14 protein-coding genes are annotated in these 15,168 nt (G+C 54.3%); 2 read left to right on the forward strand and 12 right to left on the reverse strand.

Annotated features, from left to right (window positions below; all coding sequences use genetic code 11):
* Positions 1–13: 13 nt before the first annotated feature.
* The 6 genes from speG to PanJK_RS12490 are packed head-to-tail and all read right to left on the reverse strand — an operon-like array spanning position 14 to position 5,538.
* Entirely contained in the window at positions 14–559 is a 546-nt protein-coding gene (speG, locus tag PanJK_RS12465) for a spermidine N1-acetyltransferase (RefSeq protein ID WP_008101618.1), read from the reverse strand.
* Positions 556–1,248, reverse strand: coding sequence for an ABC transporter ATP-binding protein (locus PanJK_RS12470; protein ID WP_061718040.1), 693 nt, complete (start codon positions 1,246–1,248; stop codon positions 556–558). Before PanJK_RS12470 ends, speG begins: the two co-directional genes overlap by 4 nt.
* Positions 1,241–2,074: an ABC transporter ATP-binding protein gene (locus PanJK_RS12475; RefSeq protein ID WP_256697176.1), complete on the reverse strand. Its 834-nt coding sequence runs from the start codon at positions 2,072–2,074 to the stop codon at positions 1,241–1,243. The genes PanJK_RS12470 and PanJK_RS12475 overlap by 8 nt, the downstream gene beginning before the upstream one ends.
* A complete protein-coding gene (locus PanJK_RS12480) occupies positions 2,064–2,921 on the reverse strand; it encodes an ABC transporter permease (RefSeq protein WP_256697175.1) in 858 nt (285 codons plus the stop codon). Before PanJK_RS12480 ends, PanJK_RS12475 begins: the two co-directional genes overlap by 11 nt.
* Entirely contained in the window at positions 2,918–3,970 is a 1,053-nt protein-coding gene (locus PanJK_RS12485) for an ABC transporter permease (RefSeq protein WP_154181619.1), read from the reverse strand. The genes PanJK_RS12480 and PanJK_RS12485 overlap by 4 nt, the downstream gene beginning before the upstream one ends.
* Positions 3,970–5,538, reverse strand: a complete 1,569-nt coding sequence (locus PanJK_RS12490) for an ABC transporter substrate-binding protein (protein ID WP_008101588.1) — start codon at positions 5,536–5,538, stop codon at positions 3,970–3,972. Before PanJK_RS12490 ends, PanJK_RS12485 begins: the two co-directional genes overlap by 1 nt.
* Before the next feature lie 737 nt (positions 5,539–6,275).
* Between PanJK_RS12490 and mgtA the strand changes: the two genes are divergently transcribed.
* The gene (gene mgtA, locus PanJK_RS12495) at positions 6,276–8,999 is read left to right on the forward strand and encodes a magnesium-translocating P-type ATPase (RefSeq protein WP_265300046.1); all 2,724 of its coding nucleotides are present in this window, start codon (positions 6,276–6,278) and stop codon (positions 8,997–8,999) included.
* A 133-nt stretch (positions 9,000–9,132) separates the two neighbouring features.
* Here the strand turns inward: mgtA and PanJK_RS12500 are convergent, their stop codons facing one another.
* From PanJK_RS12500 to PanJK_RS12510, 3 genes are all read right to left on the reverse strand, one after another.
* The gene (locus PanJK_RS12500) at positions 9,133–9,792 is read right to left on the reverse strand and encodes an epoxyqueuosine reductase QueH (protein WP_008101584.1); all 660 of its coding nucleotides are present in this window, start codon (positions 9,790–9,792) and stop codon (positions 9,133–9,135) included.
* Between the two features lie 123 nt (positions 9,793–9,915).
* Positions 9,916–10,272, reverse strand: a complete 357-nt coding sequence (locus tag PanJK_RS12505; RefSeq protein WP_265300048.1) for a hypothetical protein — start codon at positions 10,270–10,272, stop codon at positions 9,916–9,918.
* Between the two features lie 182 nt (positions 10,273–10,454).
* Positions 10,455–11,774: a serine hydrolase domain-containing protein gene (locus PanJK_RS12510; RefSeq protein ID WP_265300050.1), complete on the reverse strand. Its 1,320-nt coding sequence runs from the start codon at positions 11,772–11,774 to the stop codon at positions 10,455–10,457.
* 106 nt (positions 11,775–11,880) lie between these two features.
* Between PanJK_RS12510 and PanJK_RS12515 the strand changes: the two genes are divergently transcribed.
* The gene (locus PanJK_RS12515; protein WP_265300052.1) at positions 11,881–12,798 is read left to right on the forward strand and encodes a LysR family transcriptional regulator; all 918 of its coding nucleotides are present in this window, start codon (positions 11,881–11,883) and stop codon (positions 12,796–12,798) included.
* Here the strand turns inward: PanJK_RS12515 and PanJK_RS12520 are convergent.
* The 3 genes from PanJK_RS12520 to PanJK_RS12530 all read right to left on the reverse strand — a co-directional run bounded on the left by PanJK_RS12520 (position 12,765) and on the right by PanJK_RS12530 (position 15,154).
* Positions 12,765–13,619 (reverse strand): PA4780 family RIO1-like protein kinase, encoded by an 855-nt coding sequence (locus PanJK_RS12520; protein WP_265300055.1) that lies wholly within the window; start codon positions 13,617–13,619, stop codon positions 12,765–12,767. The genes PanJK_RS12515 and PanJK_RS12520 overlap by 34 nt on opposite strands.
* 260 nt (positions 13,620–13,879) lie before the next feature.
* Entirely contained in the window at positions 13,880–14,710 is an 831-nt protein-coding gene (locus tag PanJK_RS12525) for a DUF4942 domain-containing protein (RefSeq protein WP_265300056.1), read from the reverse strand.
* Positions 14,711–14,824: 114 nt separating this feature from the next.
* Positions 14,825–15,154: a toxin gene (locus PanJK_RS12530; RefSeq protein ID WP_265300058.1), complete on the reverse strand. Its 330-nt coding sequence runs from the start codon at positions 15,152–15,154 to the stop codon at positions 14,825–14,827.
* Positions 15,155–15,168 lie beyond the last annotated feature (14 nt).

Below are 15,168 nucleotides of genomic sequence, written 5' to 3' on the forward strand. Positions count from 1 at the left end.
GGCGACCCAACGTTTACTGCGCGGTGGGCTTCACCATGGCATTGGCGCTTTTATGTTGCGCCAGATGTTGCTGCTGGAAAATGCACATGCGAATGGTGTTGCGGTATTCGCCGTTGATGAAAAATTCGTGCTTTAGTACGCCTTCCACCTCAAAACCCAACTTGGTGTAGATATGCACCGCCTTCTTATTCTCTTCATCGACAATCAGATAGAGTTTGTAGAGATTCAGCACCGAAAAGCCGTAATCCATCGCTAACTTTGCCGCTTTCGTGGCTAAGCCTTTGCCCTGATGTGAAGGATCGATAATGATCTGAAACTCAGCGCGGCGATGCACGTGATTAATCTCGACCAACTCCACCAAACCGGCTTTGTGTCCATCATGCTCCACCACAAAGCGACGCTCGGTTTGATCGTGGATGTGTTTGTCATACAGGTCAGAAAGCTCGACGAAGGCTTCGTACGGCTCCTCAAACCAGTAACGCATCACGCTGGCGTTGTTATCGAGTTGATGCACAAAGCGTAAATCTTCCCGCTCCAGCGGACGTAACTTAACCGTCATACGGTGTTCCTTGTTGTTGAATGTTGTTCCACGATGCGGCCTTGCGCCATGCGCGCTGCGCGATCGCACATGTGATCGATCACATCCGGATCGTGGCTGACCAGCACCATGGTTAAACCATCTTTTTGCTTTAGATCGTTGAGCAAGTTGAGGATCTCGGCCTGCACCGACATGTCCAGCGCCGAGGTCGGCTCATCCAGCAGCAGGATCTTCGGTTCCAGCAGCAAGGCGCGCACAATCGCCACGCGCTGACGCTGACCGCCCGAAAGCTGATGCGGATAGCGATCCGCCAGCGCCGGATCCAGCCCGACATGGCGGAACCCGGCATTAATGCGGTCGTCGATGTTATCACGCTTAAGCATTTTCAGCGGTTCCGCCAGCGTGCGACGCAGGCGATGACGCGGATGCAGCGAAGCGTAGGGATCCTGAAACACCATCTGCACATCGCGGCGCAGCTGGCCGGTAAACGCTTTGCCGGGCTGCACGGCGGTGCCCGCCAGCGACATGCTGCCGCTCCAGTGCGGATTCAATCCCGCCAGCACCCACAGCAGCGACGACTTGCCGCAGCCGGATGGGCCAACCAGACCAAAACACTCACCGGCCGCAACCTGCAGCGACACATCGTGCACCACGGTGCGCAGCTCGTAACCTTGCTTGTGCGAAACGCTGAGGTTCGATAACTCAATCATAATTTTTCTCCAGCGCGGCACGATCCAGCACCGGCAAGCGCTCGCCGTGTGTGGCTTTACTCGGACGACAGGCCCACAAGGTGCTGGTGTAAGGATGGCTGGCGTTGGAGAGCTCGGACGCCGGCAAGGTATCCAGCACGCGGCCTTGATACATCACCATCACGCGTTCGCAGTGTTCGGAAACCTGTTGCAGATCGTGGCTGATCAGCAGCAAACCCATGTTGCGCTGCTCCACCAGACGACGAATCAGTGCCAGCACCTGATCGCGCATCGCGTGATCGAGTGCCGACGTGGGTTCATCGGCGATCAGCAATTCAGGATCGGTGATCAAGGCGATCGCCAGCATCACGCGTTGGCCCATGCCGCCAGAGAGTTGATGCGGATAGCGTTTCATCAACTGACGCGGATTGGGCAGACCCACCGCATCCAGCATCTCGCACACTTTCTCTTTACGCTCGGCGCGGCTCAGTTTGTGGTGCAGCACCAGCGGTTCTTCCACCTGCCAGCCAATAGTGCGCGTGGGATTGAGCGCATATTTCGGATCCTGCATCACCATCGCCACCTTGCTACCGCGCAGCTGGATCCAGTCGCGTTCGCGCAGGCTCAGCGCATCGGTGCCGACAATCTGCAAACGCTCAGCCTGCAAATGCAGCGAAGGCGACAGCAAGCCCATCAGCGTGCGCGCGGTGAGTGATTTACCGGAACCGGATTCCCCTACCAACGCCACGCGCTCGCGGCCAATTTGAAAGCCGATGTTATCGACCAGTAGCGCATCATCGCTGCGAATCGTCAGGCCTTGTACATCAATTAACAGATCATTTGGCATGGCGAGTATCCAGTCGGTCACGCAGGCCATCGCCTGTCAGGTTAAACGCCAGGCTGGCGAACAGAATCGCGCCGCCGGGTGCGGCGGCTACCCACCATTGGTCGAAGATCACTTTACTGCCTTCTGCCACCATCGAACCCCATTCAGCGGTAGGCGGTTGCACGCCCATGCCAAGGAAGCCGAGGCCAGCGGCTGAAAGAATAATGCCGCCGAGGCTCAGCGCGGCGCGTACCACCGCCGTTGGCATACACAGCGGCAGAATATGACCAAACATCAATCGCAAGCCGGTGATGCCCTGCATGCGCGCGGCGGCGAGGTAATCACTGCGGCGCAGCGCCAGCGTTTCCGCACGCGCCTGACGGGCAAACGGCGGCCAGCTAGTAAGCGCCAACGCCAGAGCGCCATTCATCAAACCGGGGCCGAGCATGGCGACCAGCGCCAGCGCAATCACCAGATTCGGCAGCGACAGGAAGATATCGGTAATGCGCATCAACACGCGCTCGGTCCAGCCGCCCAGGTAACCGGCGGTAATGCCGACCAGCAGGCCAACCGGAATGGTCAGCACCAGAATCAGTGACACCAGCAGCAGCGTTGGGCGCGCGCCGTAAATCACGCGTGACAGCAGATCGCGGCCAAAGCCATCGGTGCCGAACCAGTGCAGCGCCGACGGCGCCTGCAAACGCTGGGAGATGATCTGCGCATTGGGATCGAAAGGCGCCAGCAACGGCGCGAACAACGCCATCGCCACCACAATCAGCACCAGCGTCAGGCCGATGGTGAGTGAGGTCACGCGCGCGCGGCGGCGACGCGGACGCAGCGTTTCCAGTTCAGAGAGTTGTTGAGTCATCGGGTTCTCGGATCGGTTAACCAGGTCAGGGCATCGGCCAGCGCATTGAGCAGAATAAAGCAGCTGCCAATCAGCAAGGTCGAGCCGAGAATCGCCGGTACATCAGAGGAAAACAGCGCGTTGGTCATGTAGCGACCGACGCCCGGCCAGGCAAATACCGTTTCGGTCAAGACCGAACCTTCCAGCAGCGTGGCGTAGGAGAGGGCGATAACGGTAATCAGCGTGCCCAGCACGTTGGGGAAAATATGTCGCAGCAAAATGCGGCCACGGCTGGCACCTTTGGCGCGCGCCAGCACCACGTACTCTTTGCTGCTCTCTTCCAGCAGCGCCGCGCGCAGCAGGCGCGTAATACCCGCCATCGCCAGCAGGCCGAGAATCACCACCGGCAGCCACAAATGGGCAATCGCATTGCGGAACATCTCGGGATCGCCGGACATCCAGCTATCAATCAGCACAAAGCCGGTTTTCGGCTCCAGCGTGTAGATCCAGATGTCATCGAGCTGGCCCGGTCCGGCAGACCAGTGCAGCACGGCGTAAAACAGCAGCAAACCCAGCAGGCCGAGCCAGAACACCGGCACCGAGTAGCCAAGCAGCGACACAAAACGCGCCACGTTATCGATAATGCTGCCCGGTTTCCACGCCGCCAGCAGCGCCAGGGCAATGCCAAACACTGCGGCAAAAATCATCGCGCAGGTGGCCAGCTCAATGGTAGCGGGGAAGGTACGCATCAGGTCGGCGCTGACCGGTTGATTGGTCAGGTGCGATAAGCCGAGATCGCCGCGCGCCAGATGGCTGATATAGCGCCAGAACTGCACCAGCACCGGCTGATCGAGGCCGAGATCGTGGCGCACCTGCGCGTAAGTGGCTTCACTGGCGTGATCGCCGGCGATCTGCTGCACCGGATCGACAGGCGACAGGTGCGACAGCATAAAAGTGAACGCTAACAAACCGACCAACGTCACCAGCAGCGAAAGCAGGCTGGTAACGAGGTGGCTAACGCGTTGCCAGAGTGGCCGGGCGAACCCGGCCTGTGAAGCTGACACTGCCATTACTTAGAAACCTGCGAGTAATAGACCATGTCTGGGTTGATGCCCTGCACATAGCCTTGCAGATTGTCGCGCAGCGCAATCAGGTTTTTCGCCTGCAAGCCAATCACGTACGGCGAGTTTTTCAGCACTTCACGCTGCATCGCCTGATAAAGTTCAACGCGCTTGTTGTTATCGCTCTCGGCGGTGGCGGCCAGCGTTTGCTTGTTCAGCTCTGGGATATGCCAGTCAGAACGGTAAGCCACGGTTTTGCTGCCATCTTCCGGGTTGTAAGCGAAGGACGCGGCGTTGGTGTTTGGATCGAAATAGTCTGCGCCCCAGGCGTTCAGGGTGGCTTCGTATTTGTGCGCCTTCACGCGGGTAGAGACTTCAGAGCTCAAGCCAGGCTGCACTTCAACCTTCACGCCGCCTTTAGCAAAGCTGCCCTGCAGCGCCTGCGCGATGTCGAGGTAAGGCGGCTGATTGCTGGTGGAGAGCTTGAAGCTGACGTTGGTCAGACCGGCTTTCTTCAAAATCGCTTTGGCTTTCTCAGGATCGTAAGTGTATGGCGTGTCGTTGATTGCGCCGAGGAAACCTTTCGGCAGGAAAGTCTGATGCACGTCGAACTGGCCTTTCAGCAGGTCATTAGCGATACCTTTATAGTCGAACAGGTAACGAGCCGCTTCCCACAGCGCCGGGTTCTTCAGTACCGGATTCTCACCAATGTTGAACTGGATGTAATAGAGCGATGCCATCGGGATCGCTTCGGTCTTCACGCCCGCTTTGCCTTTCAGCGAGGCAATCTGATCCGCGCCGAGGTTACGCGCGATATCCACATCGCCCTGTTCCAGCAGCAGACGACGCGCAGCCGGTTCTGGAACGTTTTTGATCAGGATGTTTTTCAGCTTCGGTGCGCCCGCCGGAGAGGTTGGGTTGGCGCTCAGCAGAATCGCTTCATGCAGCACCACTTTACGAATCTGATACGGGCCGCTACCGGCAGAGTGGGTGCCGAGCCACGCGTGGCCGAAGTCACCGTTCTTCGCGTTGGCCTGCGCGGTTTTCTCATCAACAATCGAAGAGACCGGCGCGGAGAGCAGGCTGAGCACATACGCCGGGCTGACGTTGGCGCTCCAGCTGATCTGTACGTGGTTGTCATCAACCTTCTTCAGGAAGGTATCGACGTTGTCTTTATTCCAGCCGAGCTGGGTAAGAATAAAGGAGGGATCGAGGTTGAGTTTCACCACGCGGCCCAGCGAGAAGATCACATCTTCCGGACGCAACGGATTGCCGCTGGCGAACTGAGCGCCTTTGCGCAGTTCAAAGGTCAGGCTGCGATTATCACTGCCCGCTTGCCAGGAGGTCGCCAGCGTTGGTTTTAAATCGGTTGGATTGGTGGGATCGGACTGAACCAGGCGCTGATAAATGTTAGTGAATGCTTGCACTGTTGTGAGCTCAAAGCCCTGCGCGGGATCGAAGCTGTCGGCATCGTCGGTGGACTGGGCAATAACCAGCGTATCTTTCGGCGTCGCTGCCTGAACAGAGAAGGCGGCTACCAGCGATAACGCTAGCAGTGAGGGAATAATTTTTTTCATGTTGTTTCCTTGCCTAAAAAAAGTAACGCGAGTTTACGAGAGCGCAGCAGTGAAGAATAGTCAATTTCAGGCTATGCATATGCATTAATGATCTAAGTCGGGTGGTTCAGTTATAAGGAAGGTAGGCTGCATGGCCGTCGTAGGGTCGCCATTTATGGCGACCGAAATGGGATATATCAACTCAACTGCAACGAAATATAAATGTTCTGTGATTAACCGATAATTAACTTTACTTCGTTCCTTCCGGGAATATAATGGCCGCAATTTCAAAGCAGGAGAGTTCAGTTGGACAGTCACCCTTTTAGTTGGCATCACAAGGCAAGCTGACGCGCGAACTTTTTTGTCGCTGCTTGCCATCCTGGCGGGCAGCAATCCTCCCTTTTCTGATGATTGTTCCCTTAAAACGACACTGTAACGGGCCAAAACCCGTGGGAAGATCATCATGCACATGATTTTTAACACACTTTTCCCTCCGCCTCGATACGCGCGCTGAACCTCAGCGTGCTGATTTGCGCTGCGCATTAGACAGCTTTTCGCTGTTCGATTGCGTGGTGTTTACCTTCGTCTTTATTTATTACTCGTTATTTTTCGAGCGACTCTTTTCGTCTTTAATTTCCGGGAGGTGATATGGAAATTCCCGACAGGTTATTTTTAATTTAAAAAAGCATTGCCGTTAATTTAATTTGTGTGCCACGCACGCAGGGATTTTTATTGCCGTAATAAAGAGGAATGTCACCATGACTGACATGAAACTCAACCAGGAAAAAAAAGCCTGGAATACCACGCGCCAGCCGCGTCAAAAAACACCGCGTTACCTGATTGAAGATGAAGCCGGCTTCACTGCCGACGAAACGCTGGTGCGTCTGCGCAGCGATGCGCTTGGCCTGAGTGAACGTGAAGCCGAGGCACGTTTAGACGTGTATGGCCGCAATCAGGTTGAACACGACAAAGCGCCACCGGCGTTATTGCAGTTGCTGCAGGCGTTCAACAATCCGTTTATCTATGTCCTGATGGCGCTGGCGTTGGTGAGCTTTTTCACTGATTTCTGGCTGCCGCTGCGCAACGGCGAGGAGACCGATCTGACCGGTGTCATCATCATTGTGACGATGGTAACGCTCAGCGGTTTGCTGCGCTTCTGGCAGGAGTTCCGCACCAACAAAGCGGCGCAGGCGCTGAAATCAATGGTGCGCACCACCGCAACAGTGCTGCGTCGTGAGTCAGCGCAGCAAGCGCCGCTCAAACAGGAAGTGGATATCGCCACGCTGGTGCCGGGTGACATCATCTATCTGTCGGCGGGGGATTTGGTGCCTGCCGATGTGCGGCTGCTGGATTCACGCGACCTATTTATCAGCCAGGCGATTTTGACCGGCGAATCGTTACCGGTTGAAAAATATGACGTCACCGGCCACGTCACCAGTAAAAGCAGCGGTGCCAGCGAGCAGGGCACATCGCTGCTGGAACTCGGCAGCGTCTGCCTGATGGGCACCAACGTGTCCAGCGGCAGCGCCAAAGCGGTGGTAGTGGCAACCGGCAGCGAAACTTACTTCGGTAGCCTGGCGAAATCGATTGTGGGTAATCGCGCACAAACCGCCTTTGACCGCGGCGTCAACAGCGTGAGCTGGCTGTTAATCCGCTTCATGCTGGTGATGGTGCCGGTGGTGTTGCTGATTAATGGTTTGACCAAAGGCGACTGGCTGGATGCTTCGCTGTTTGCGCTGGCGGTGGCGGTAGGTTTGACGCCTGAAATGTTGCCGATGATCGTCAGCTCGAATCTGGCGAAAGGCGCCATCGCCATGTCGCGGCGTAAAGTGATCGTCAAACGCCTGAACGCGATTCAAAACCTCGGCGCGATGGATATTCTCTGCACCGATAAAACCGGCACGCTGACGCAGGACAACATCATTCTGGAGCATCATCTGGATTGTGCTGGCGTCGAAAATTCTCGCGTGCTGATGTTGAGCTGGCTCAACAGCCACTATCAAAGTGGCACGTTGAATCTGATGGATCGCGCCATTTTGCAGTACGGCAAAAACCGCGTCAGCGAGGCGGTGGGCGACACCTATATTAAAGTGGATGAACTGCCGTTTGATTTTATTCGCCGTCGCGTTTCGGTGGTGGTGCGCGATCGTCGTCTCAATCAACAGATGTTGATCTGCAAAGGCGCGGTGGAAGAGATGCTGAGCATCGCGACTGCCGAGCGTGAAGGCAAACTGGTGCAGCCGCTGAACGAAACGCGTCGCGCAGAACTGCTGGCGCTGGCACATCAATATAATGAGCAGGGTTTCCGCGTGCTGCTGGTGGCGAGTCGCGTGCTGGCGGAGCCGGGTTTACAACAGCCGCTGAGCGTGGCGGATGAGCAAGGGTTAACGGTTGAAGGGCTGCTGACTTTCCTCGATCCACCGAAAGAGAGCGCCGCCAAAGCCATCAGCGCGCTGCGCGACAATGGCGTCAGCGTCAAAGTGCTGACCGGCGATAATCCGGTGGTCACCGCGCGCATTTGCCAGCAGGTTGGCATCGACAGCGGCGCCATCATCACCGGCGACCAGATTGCCCTGATGAGCGACGAGCAGCTGGCCGATGCCGCCGCGCAGAGTTCGGTATTTGCTAAACTCACGCCGCTACAAAAATCACGCATTCTGCGCGCGCTGCAACAGCAAGGGCATACCGTGGGCTTCCTCGGCGACGGGATTAATGATGCCCCGGCGCTGCGTGATGCCGATGTTGGGATTTCCGTGGATAGCGCGGCGGATATCGCCAAAGAGTCCTCCGATATCATCCTGCTGGAAAAAAATTTGATGGTGCTGGAAGAGGGCGTCATGAAGGGACGCGAAACCTTCGGCAATATCATCAAGTACCTGAACATGACCGCCAGCTCCAACTTCGGCAACGTGTTCTCGGTATTGGTGGCGAGCGCCTTTATTCCGTTCCTGCCGATGCTGGCGATTCATCTGCTGATTCAGAACCTGATGTACGATCTGTCCCAGCTGGCGCTGCCGTGGGACAAAATGGACCGCGAGTTCCTGCGCAAACCGCGTAAATGGGACGCGCGTAATATCAAACGCTTTATGCTGTGGATTGGGCCAACGTCATCGATTTTCGATATCACCACCTTCGCGCTGATGTGGTATGTGTTCGCGGCGAATACGCCAGAAATGCAGTCGCTGTTCCAGTCCGGCTGGTTTATTGAAGGCCTGCTGTCGCAGACGCTTGTGGTGCACATGCTGCGCACGCAAAAGATTCCGTTTATCCAGAGCCGTGCGGCGCTGCCGGTGCTGCTGACCACTGCGTGTGTGATGATCGCCGGTATTCTGCTGCCGTTCTCACCGCTGGGTGCGATGGTGGGATTGGTGCCGCTGCCGTGGTCTTACTTCCCATGGCTGGTGGCAACGCTGCTCGGTTATTGCGTGGTCGCGCAGGGCATGAAAATGCTCTACATCAAGCGTTTTGGTCAGTGGTTTTAAACACATGGAGGCGAAATGCGTAACCGCAATCTCAATAAGGTGGTGTTTCACCTGATACTGATGATGATCGTCATCGTGGTGTTAACGCTGGTGTTTCGTTAACGAAAAAGGGCAGGATTTCCTGCCCTTTTCTTTACTCTTCGTCTGGCTGGTAATACTGCACGCCGATTTCAATGCGCTCGCGGCCGCTGGCTACGCGATGGCGATTGCTGTCGCGCAGCGAATAGATGCAGCCGCAATACTCTTGCTGATAGAAGCGTTCGCGCTTGCTGATCTCAATCATGCGTGACGAGCCGCCACCTTTACGCCAGTTAAATTCCCAATAAAGCATATCCGGATAGTGCGCCGCCGCACGCACGCCGCAGTCGTTGATCTGCTGCATATTCTTCCAGCGCGAAATACCGAGTGAACTGGTGATCACCGGGAAGCCGTTTTCATGTGCATACAGCGCGGTGCGTTCAAAGCGCATGTCGAAACACATGGTGCAGCGCACGCCACGTTCCGGTTCCCACTCCATGCCGCGCGCCCGCTCAAACCAATTGTCTTTATCGTAATCGGCATCAACAAAGGGCACACCAAACTGCTCGGCAAAGCGGATATTCTCCTCTTTACGCAGCTCGTACTCTTTCAGCGGGTGAATATTTGGGTTGTAGAAGAAGATGGTGTAATCGATGCCGGAAGCCAGCATCGCTTCCATCACTTCGCCCGAACAGGGCGCACAGCAGGAGTGCAGCAGCACTTTGTTGTGACCGTTGGGTAAAGGCAGCGGCTGGCGGGTAAAGGTGTCAGACATAAGAATTATTGGTTAATGGAGTGTTGCGTAAAGTCTAAGGGGATAGCGCGGAAGATGCAAAGTTGAGGAAATACTGGCATTAAAAAAGGCCGCAAACGCGGCCTCTTGGTTCAGCAAAGAAAGTTATTCAGTCACTTTCTTTTTCAGATCGCTGGCACCTTCTTTGGTTTTATTCCAGCCTTTCTGCGTGCCTTCTTTGGTAGCATCCCAACCTTTCTCAGAACCTTCTTTGGTTTTGTTCCAGGCCTTCTGCGTCCCTTCGCTGGCTTTGCTGGTCATGCTGTCGCTTTTACCTTCAGCAGCATGCTTGGCTTTGAGCTGCTGCTCTTTACCTTCGTTCTGCGCCTGATGCAGTTTTTCTTTAGCGGTGTTAGCACCGGCCTGCGCATTAGCGACAGTCTCATCAGTTGCATGTGTGGTCGCGGCAAAAGCCGAAGAAGCCATCAGAATGGTTGACAGTGCAATAATGGTCTTTTTCATAATTCCCTCTTTCATGAAATATGTCGTCTCAGGTATTCATCCTGGCATAGGCCGGGATGGAAAGATTTAAGAATAAACCAGGAATGAAAAAGGTCTAGTTTCGTTGGTTAAATCGACACCAGATAGCATTTTAGGTTGTTACAGAGAGTGAAGGGAGCCACCTTAACGGTGGCCCCGCAGCGTTAATCTGCCAGCTGCTGCGCAATTGCGCTGAACATAAGCGCGGCTTCAAGTGGCTGAGCATTCATCTTTGGTTCAGCTTCAGGCCAGGTTGACCATTGCACGATCACCAGGTTTTCAGCACGGTTCACCATAATCACCTGACCATAAATACCCAGCGCCCACAGTGAATTTTTCAACGATTTATCGGCGGTGGGAGCGACATGTTGCGCATTGGCGGCAACCGCGTTGTTCCACCATTGATAGCCATAAGTGCCTTCAGGATGAGCGGCGGATAGCGAGTTGCGCGCCTGCGTCCAGTTGGATGCATCATCCAGCCAGTGATCGGGCAACATCTGCTGACCATTTGGCAAACGACCCTCATTCATGATGAACAAGCCGAAGCGGCCCCAATCTTCCAGCGTGGCGTTAAAGCCATGTGCGCCAACGTCGTGCTGGCCTTTGGCATAAGCATGCCATACGCCATCGCTGGCCATGCCGTAAGGCTTCCAGATGGATTGCTCCAGCCAGGAGGCGATTGACATGCCGGTGGCTTTCTCCAGTACATCGCCGAGCAACCACGCACCGCCGGATGAGTACGACCAGGATTCTCCCGCCGGATGTGCGCGATGCAGTTGCCTGATGATATTGCGCACGCAATCGTAGGTGCCAGGGCGCGCTTCACACTGCGTCAGATGCGCAAAGTCAGAGTTAGGATTGGTGTAATCCTCGTTCCAGGCGACACCGGAAGTGTGCTGGATCAATTGCTTCAGCGTGACGCCATCCCAGGCGGTGCCTTTGAGATCCGGCTCGTAATCCGTTACCCGATCGTCAAGCGAATGGATTTTACCTTGCTTGATGGCGATACCTACCAGCGTGGAAACCACCGATTTACCCACTGAACGAGACGTCCATAATGTCTGGTCGGTATTGCCTGCGCCGAGATACTTATAGGCAATTTTCCCGTTCTTCAGCACCAGCATGCCGCTGACATTTTCCCTTTTCAGGTAGTCGGACAACGAATAGCGTTTGCCGTTGAAGGTGTAAGAGGCGTCGGTCAGCGGCTTACTGGCGGCTTTCAAAGCCGTTGAATCGCCATGATGAAATACATCGCCCGCATAGTTGCGATAATCATTGCGGAATCCCACCACACGCTCGGCCTGGCTCCAGCTCAGCATCTGATGCGGATCCGGCAGCTTCTTATCAAAAGGCTGCGGACAAGATTGCAGCATTACGCCACCGCAATTCTGTGTTTCCGCCGCGAAGGAGTGTGAGGTGAAGGAAAGGGCGATCGCGCTCAGCGATGCGGCCATCAGGATCGGTTGTAAAAGACGTTTTTGCATTTTGTTCTCTGCGCTTGAGGAGTGATTACGCAGCAGTATATGAACGGTTAATCCCCTGATAAAATCACTCAATGGGGGAAAATCCCTCTCAATTCTGGAGTCTGCTATGACCGCGTTGCGCTACTCTTTTTCGCAGATTGAAGCCTTTGCCACGATTGCTGAAACCGGCAGCATTTCGAAAGCTGCCCTGTTGCTGGGGAAGGATCGTACCACGGTGCGTGACCTTCTGGATTATCTTGAAGATGCGTTGGGTTACACGCTGTTCTTACGGGAAGGGCGCAGGTTACTGCTAACGGAAAAAGGCCAACAGCTGCATCGTCAGGCGCATCTTTTTCTGCGTCAGGCGCAGGCATTTGAATCCTACGCGCGTGCATTGCCTGTTGCCGTCGAGCAGGAACTGGTGCTGGTTTACGATCCTTTTATTCCGCACGCTTTTCTTCACGCTGTGATTGAATATATGGCTGAGAAGAACATCCGTTTTAACGCATGGAGTTGTACGCGTGATGAGGCTGAAGCGGCGCTCAAAAATGGGACGGCGCATGTTGCTATCTGCCAGGCGCAGCATCGTACGTTGGGAAATGAGATGGAATGGCAGGCGCTGGGCACCATCGAACTTAATTTTTTCGCCGCCCACACGCTGTTTCGCGAACAGCAGCGGCCGGTGACGATGCTCGATCTGTCACTAATTCCGCAGTTGGTAATGCATCCCCACCACGATGAACAGATTAGCCGACGCCTGCAAATTTCTGGCAAGTGCCTGTTCGTTAACGATCGCGCCATCCTGCAGCATTTGCTGGAAAGTGGTGCGGGTTGGGGATTCCTGCCGATGCATTTTCAGGCTCAGCAGTGGCGCAATGTGCAGCTATTGCCCACCGAAGTCGGCAATCAGGGATTGAATGTTACGCTGGTAACGTTATGGAATCCCGGGGGCAATAAACATGCGATAGCCGAGGCGTTTATTGCCAGCCTGCCCGAGCTGTGGAGCCGCATTTATTCCTCGTCGCGTTCTTTAGCCGCGCGCTGACGATCGTAGAACTCATCCTCGGCGGCGATGATCTCATCCATCAGCGAATTCATATCCACTTCATGCAACTCTTCTACGAAGAGACCGGTAAGCGGCGTTTCTGGCGTTAGCTTTCCGTCTTCATATAACTGCCAGATCTCTTTCGCATAGCGCGTTTGCAAAATTTGCGGAGCGTATTGCCCGTAATAGGCGGTGATGTTATTCACATCGCGCTCAAACATCGATTCTGCGTGATTGTTTGCGGCGGCATCGACAGCTTGTGGCAAGTCGATAATGACCGGTCCGTTGGCGTCCTGCAGCACGTTGAATTCCGACAGATCGCCATGAACAATGCCGGCGCACAGCATACGCACGATATTGCGGATCATAATGTCGAAATCTTTCATGGCATTCTCTTCGGAGAGGAACACATCGCTCAGGCGTGGCGCAACCAGGCCTTCTGCGTCTGTGACCAGCTCCATCAACAATACGCCGTCGATGCAAATGTAGGGCTGTGGGACGCGTACGCCGGCATTCGCCAGGCGGAATAACGCATCCACTTCGGCACTTTGCCAGGTTTCTTCTTGCTGCTTACGCCCGAATTTCGACCCTTTTTGCATCGCACGTGAATTGCGGCTGTTACGGACTTTACGTCCTTCCTGATAATGCACGGCCTGCTTAAAACTTCGTTGCGTGGCGTCCTTGTACACTTTGGCACATTGGATTTTGCCGCCCGTTAACACGGTATAAACGTCAGCTTCTTTGCCGCTTCTTAGTCTCTGTAGTACTTCATCTACCAGGCCATCATCGACGAGAGGCTGGAGTCGGTTTGGGATTTTCATGCGAGTCGCCTTGAAAGAGTCCAGATACAAAAAAGCCCGTAAGGCTTGCGCCATACGGGCTCTTAGGACTTCATCGAATGACTCTGGTAATCATCGATGGAGAATTTTGGTGGGCTGGCGGAGTCTGAATTGGTCCGCTATCCACCTGAATTAAAATCTTACTTTTTCAATTCAACTATTCGTTGGTGCCTAAAAAAGTGCCTAAAACTTTTATTCATTTTATTAGCCCGTCTCCCATTATCTTACAACGACTGTGTAGTCTAACGCGATAGCTGGTTTGGATAATGCTTGGCGATAATGTTGTTCATCTTATCCACTAACTCGGAGCGCTTGAACGTGAGATGCGCGGTGCCTTTTTGAAAGTAGCGAATGGAGAAGTAACTGTCGTCGTAAGAATCCTTGCCTGGGTTATCGCGAAAGTGATTCATCAGGTTAATGGAAATATCACCGCGATTATCAGGTATCGCTTTGCCGTCGAGCAAATACAGCATTCTTTCAAGGTCCGCCAGTTGATCACGTTTGAACCCCCAAGTTAGGCTAAAGCCCCAGCGGTTGTGGGTCACCAGATTATTGATGATGATCTTCTTGCCGAAAAAGCATGGGTTGTTAGTTTTGTAATTCCATGACAGTGCTTTAAACACATTGATGATGCCGCGCTCAAACACTTCAGCTTTATTCTTATGCAACTGCTCGAAAGTGCTGAGAATGTTTGCTTCACTGATCGCAGGTAGGTCACCATCTTCCAGGTCCTGATACCACTGAGTACGCGCCTGTGCGTCCATCAGCGAAAGCATGCCGGATTTCAACATCAAATCACGCCACAGACTGCGATCAATGTTGCGGGTAATCACTGGCATCGCTTTATCTGTCTTTTCCATCAGCCAGCAGTCATAGCGATGACCTGACTTCATCGCCCAGTCAGAGGCATTGCCACCACCGATTCCGGCAGTTAGCTGTGAAATGGTACTGAGTTGCTGGATCAACTGTTCAATCTGCACCAGCGCTGTATCACGTCCGGTGACTATGCGCTCAATATTGGTCGAGTTAATCAGCTCAGTATGTTCGGTAATCACTTCAGGTTCTGTTTGCATCGCAAAAAATTCCATATATGCAAATGCCTCTGCCGGTGATGGCAGAGGCATTATGCGTTGTCAGATAGAGGAGTAAGCAGCAGAAAGGTAAATCTGGAATGCGCTATACAGGATTTAATTGAGATTGCGCTGAGTTAATCCGGTAGCGTGACTTGCCTTCAGTATATCGGCGGCGGTCAGGAAGATTTCTGGCTCTGAATAGGTATCGCCATGGGTATCGATGCGCACCAGGTCATATTTTTCCACCAGAAAATTGATGGCATCGGCCAGGGTAACACCCGCCTCAATGTGTTGCAGGATGACTGACTCACTGCAAAATGGCGTATCGTTTAATTCCAGCCCGAAGTGCTTTTCCAGCAGGTAGACCAGCAATGTTCGCCAGTGCGCTACGGGTGACAGGCAGCACGATGCCGCCCGCCCTGGATGTATTGCTGAGGTTGGCATATTGATTTTCCTAA

Origin of the sequence: Pantoea sp. JK (assembly GCF_026130245.1) — a bacterium.
Taxonomy (GTDB): domain Bacteria; phylum Pseudomonadota; class Gammaproteobacteria; order Enterobacterales; family Enterobacteriaceae; genus Pantoea; species Pantoea trifolii.

What these genes read in the sequence shown, in the direction of transcription:
- PanJK_RS12470 (WP_061718040.1), bottom strand. Translation starts at nt 1,248, where the DNA reads ATGATTGAGTTATCGAACCTCAGCGTTTCGCACAAGCAAGGTTACGAG.
- PanJK_RS12510 (WP_265300050.1), bottom strand. Translation starts at nt 11,774, where the DNA reads ATGCAAAAACGTCTTTTACAACCGATCCTGATGGCCGCATCGCTGAGC.
- PanJK_RS12500 (WP_008101584.1), bottom strand. Translation starts at nt 9,792, where the DNA reads ATGTCTGACACCTTTACCCGCCAGCCGCTGCCTTTACCCAACGGTCAC.
- PanJK_RS12475 (WP_256697176.1), bottom strand. Translation starts at nt 2,074, where the DNA reads ATGCCAAATGATCTGTTAATTGATGTACAAGGCCTGACGATTCGCAGC.
- PanJK_RS12485 (WP_154181619.1), bottom strand. Translation starts at nt 3,970, where the DNA reads ATGGCAGTGTCAGCTTCACAGGCCGGGTTCGCCCGGCCACTCTGGCAA.
- PanJK_RS12515 (WP_265300052.1), top strand. Translation starts at nt 11,881, where the DNA reads ATGACCGCGTTGCGCTACTCTTTTTCGCAGATTGAAGCCTTTGCCACG.
- speG (WP_008101618.1), bottom strand. Translation starts at nt 559, where the DNA reads ATGACGGTTAAGTTACGTCCGCTGGAGCGGGAAGATTTACGCTTTGTG.
- mgtA (WP_265300046.1), top strand. Translation starts at nt 6,276, where the DNA reads ATGACTGACATGAAACTCAACCAGGAAAAAAAAGCCTGGAATACCACG.
- PanJK_RS12480 (WP_256697175.1), bottom strand. Translation starts at nt 2,921, where the DNA reads ATGACTCAACAACTCTCTGAACTGGAAACGCTGCGTCCGCGTCGCCGC.
- PanJK_RS12520 (WP_265300055.1), bottom strand. Translation starts at nt 13,619, where the DNA reads ATGAAAATCCCAAACCGACTCCAGCCTCTCGTCGATGATGGCCTGGTA.
- PanJK_RS12530 (WP_265300058.1), bottom strand. Translation starts at nt 15,154, where the DNA reads ATGCCAACCTCAGCAATACATCCAGGGCGGGCGGCATCGTGCTGCCTG.
- PanJK_RS12505 (WP_265300048.1), bottom strand. Translation starts at nt 10,272, where the DNA reads ATGAAAAAGACCATTATTGCACTGTCAACCATTCTGATGGCTTCTTCG.
- PanJK_RS12490 (WP_008101588.1), bottom strand. Translation starts at nt 5,538, where the DNA reads ATGAAAAAAATTATTCCCTCACTGCTAGCGTTATCGCTGGTAGCCGCC.
- PanJK_RS12525 (WP_265300056.1), bottom strand. Translation starts at nt 14,710, where the DNA reads ATGCAAACAGAACCTGAAGTGATTACCGAACATACTGAGCTGATTAAC.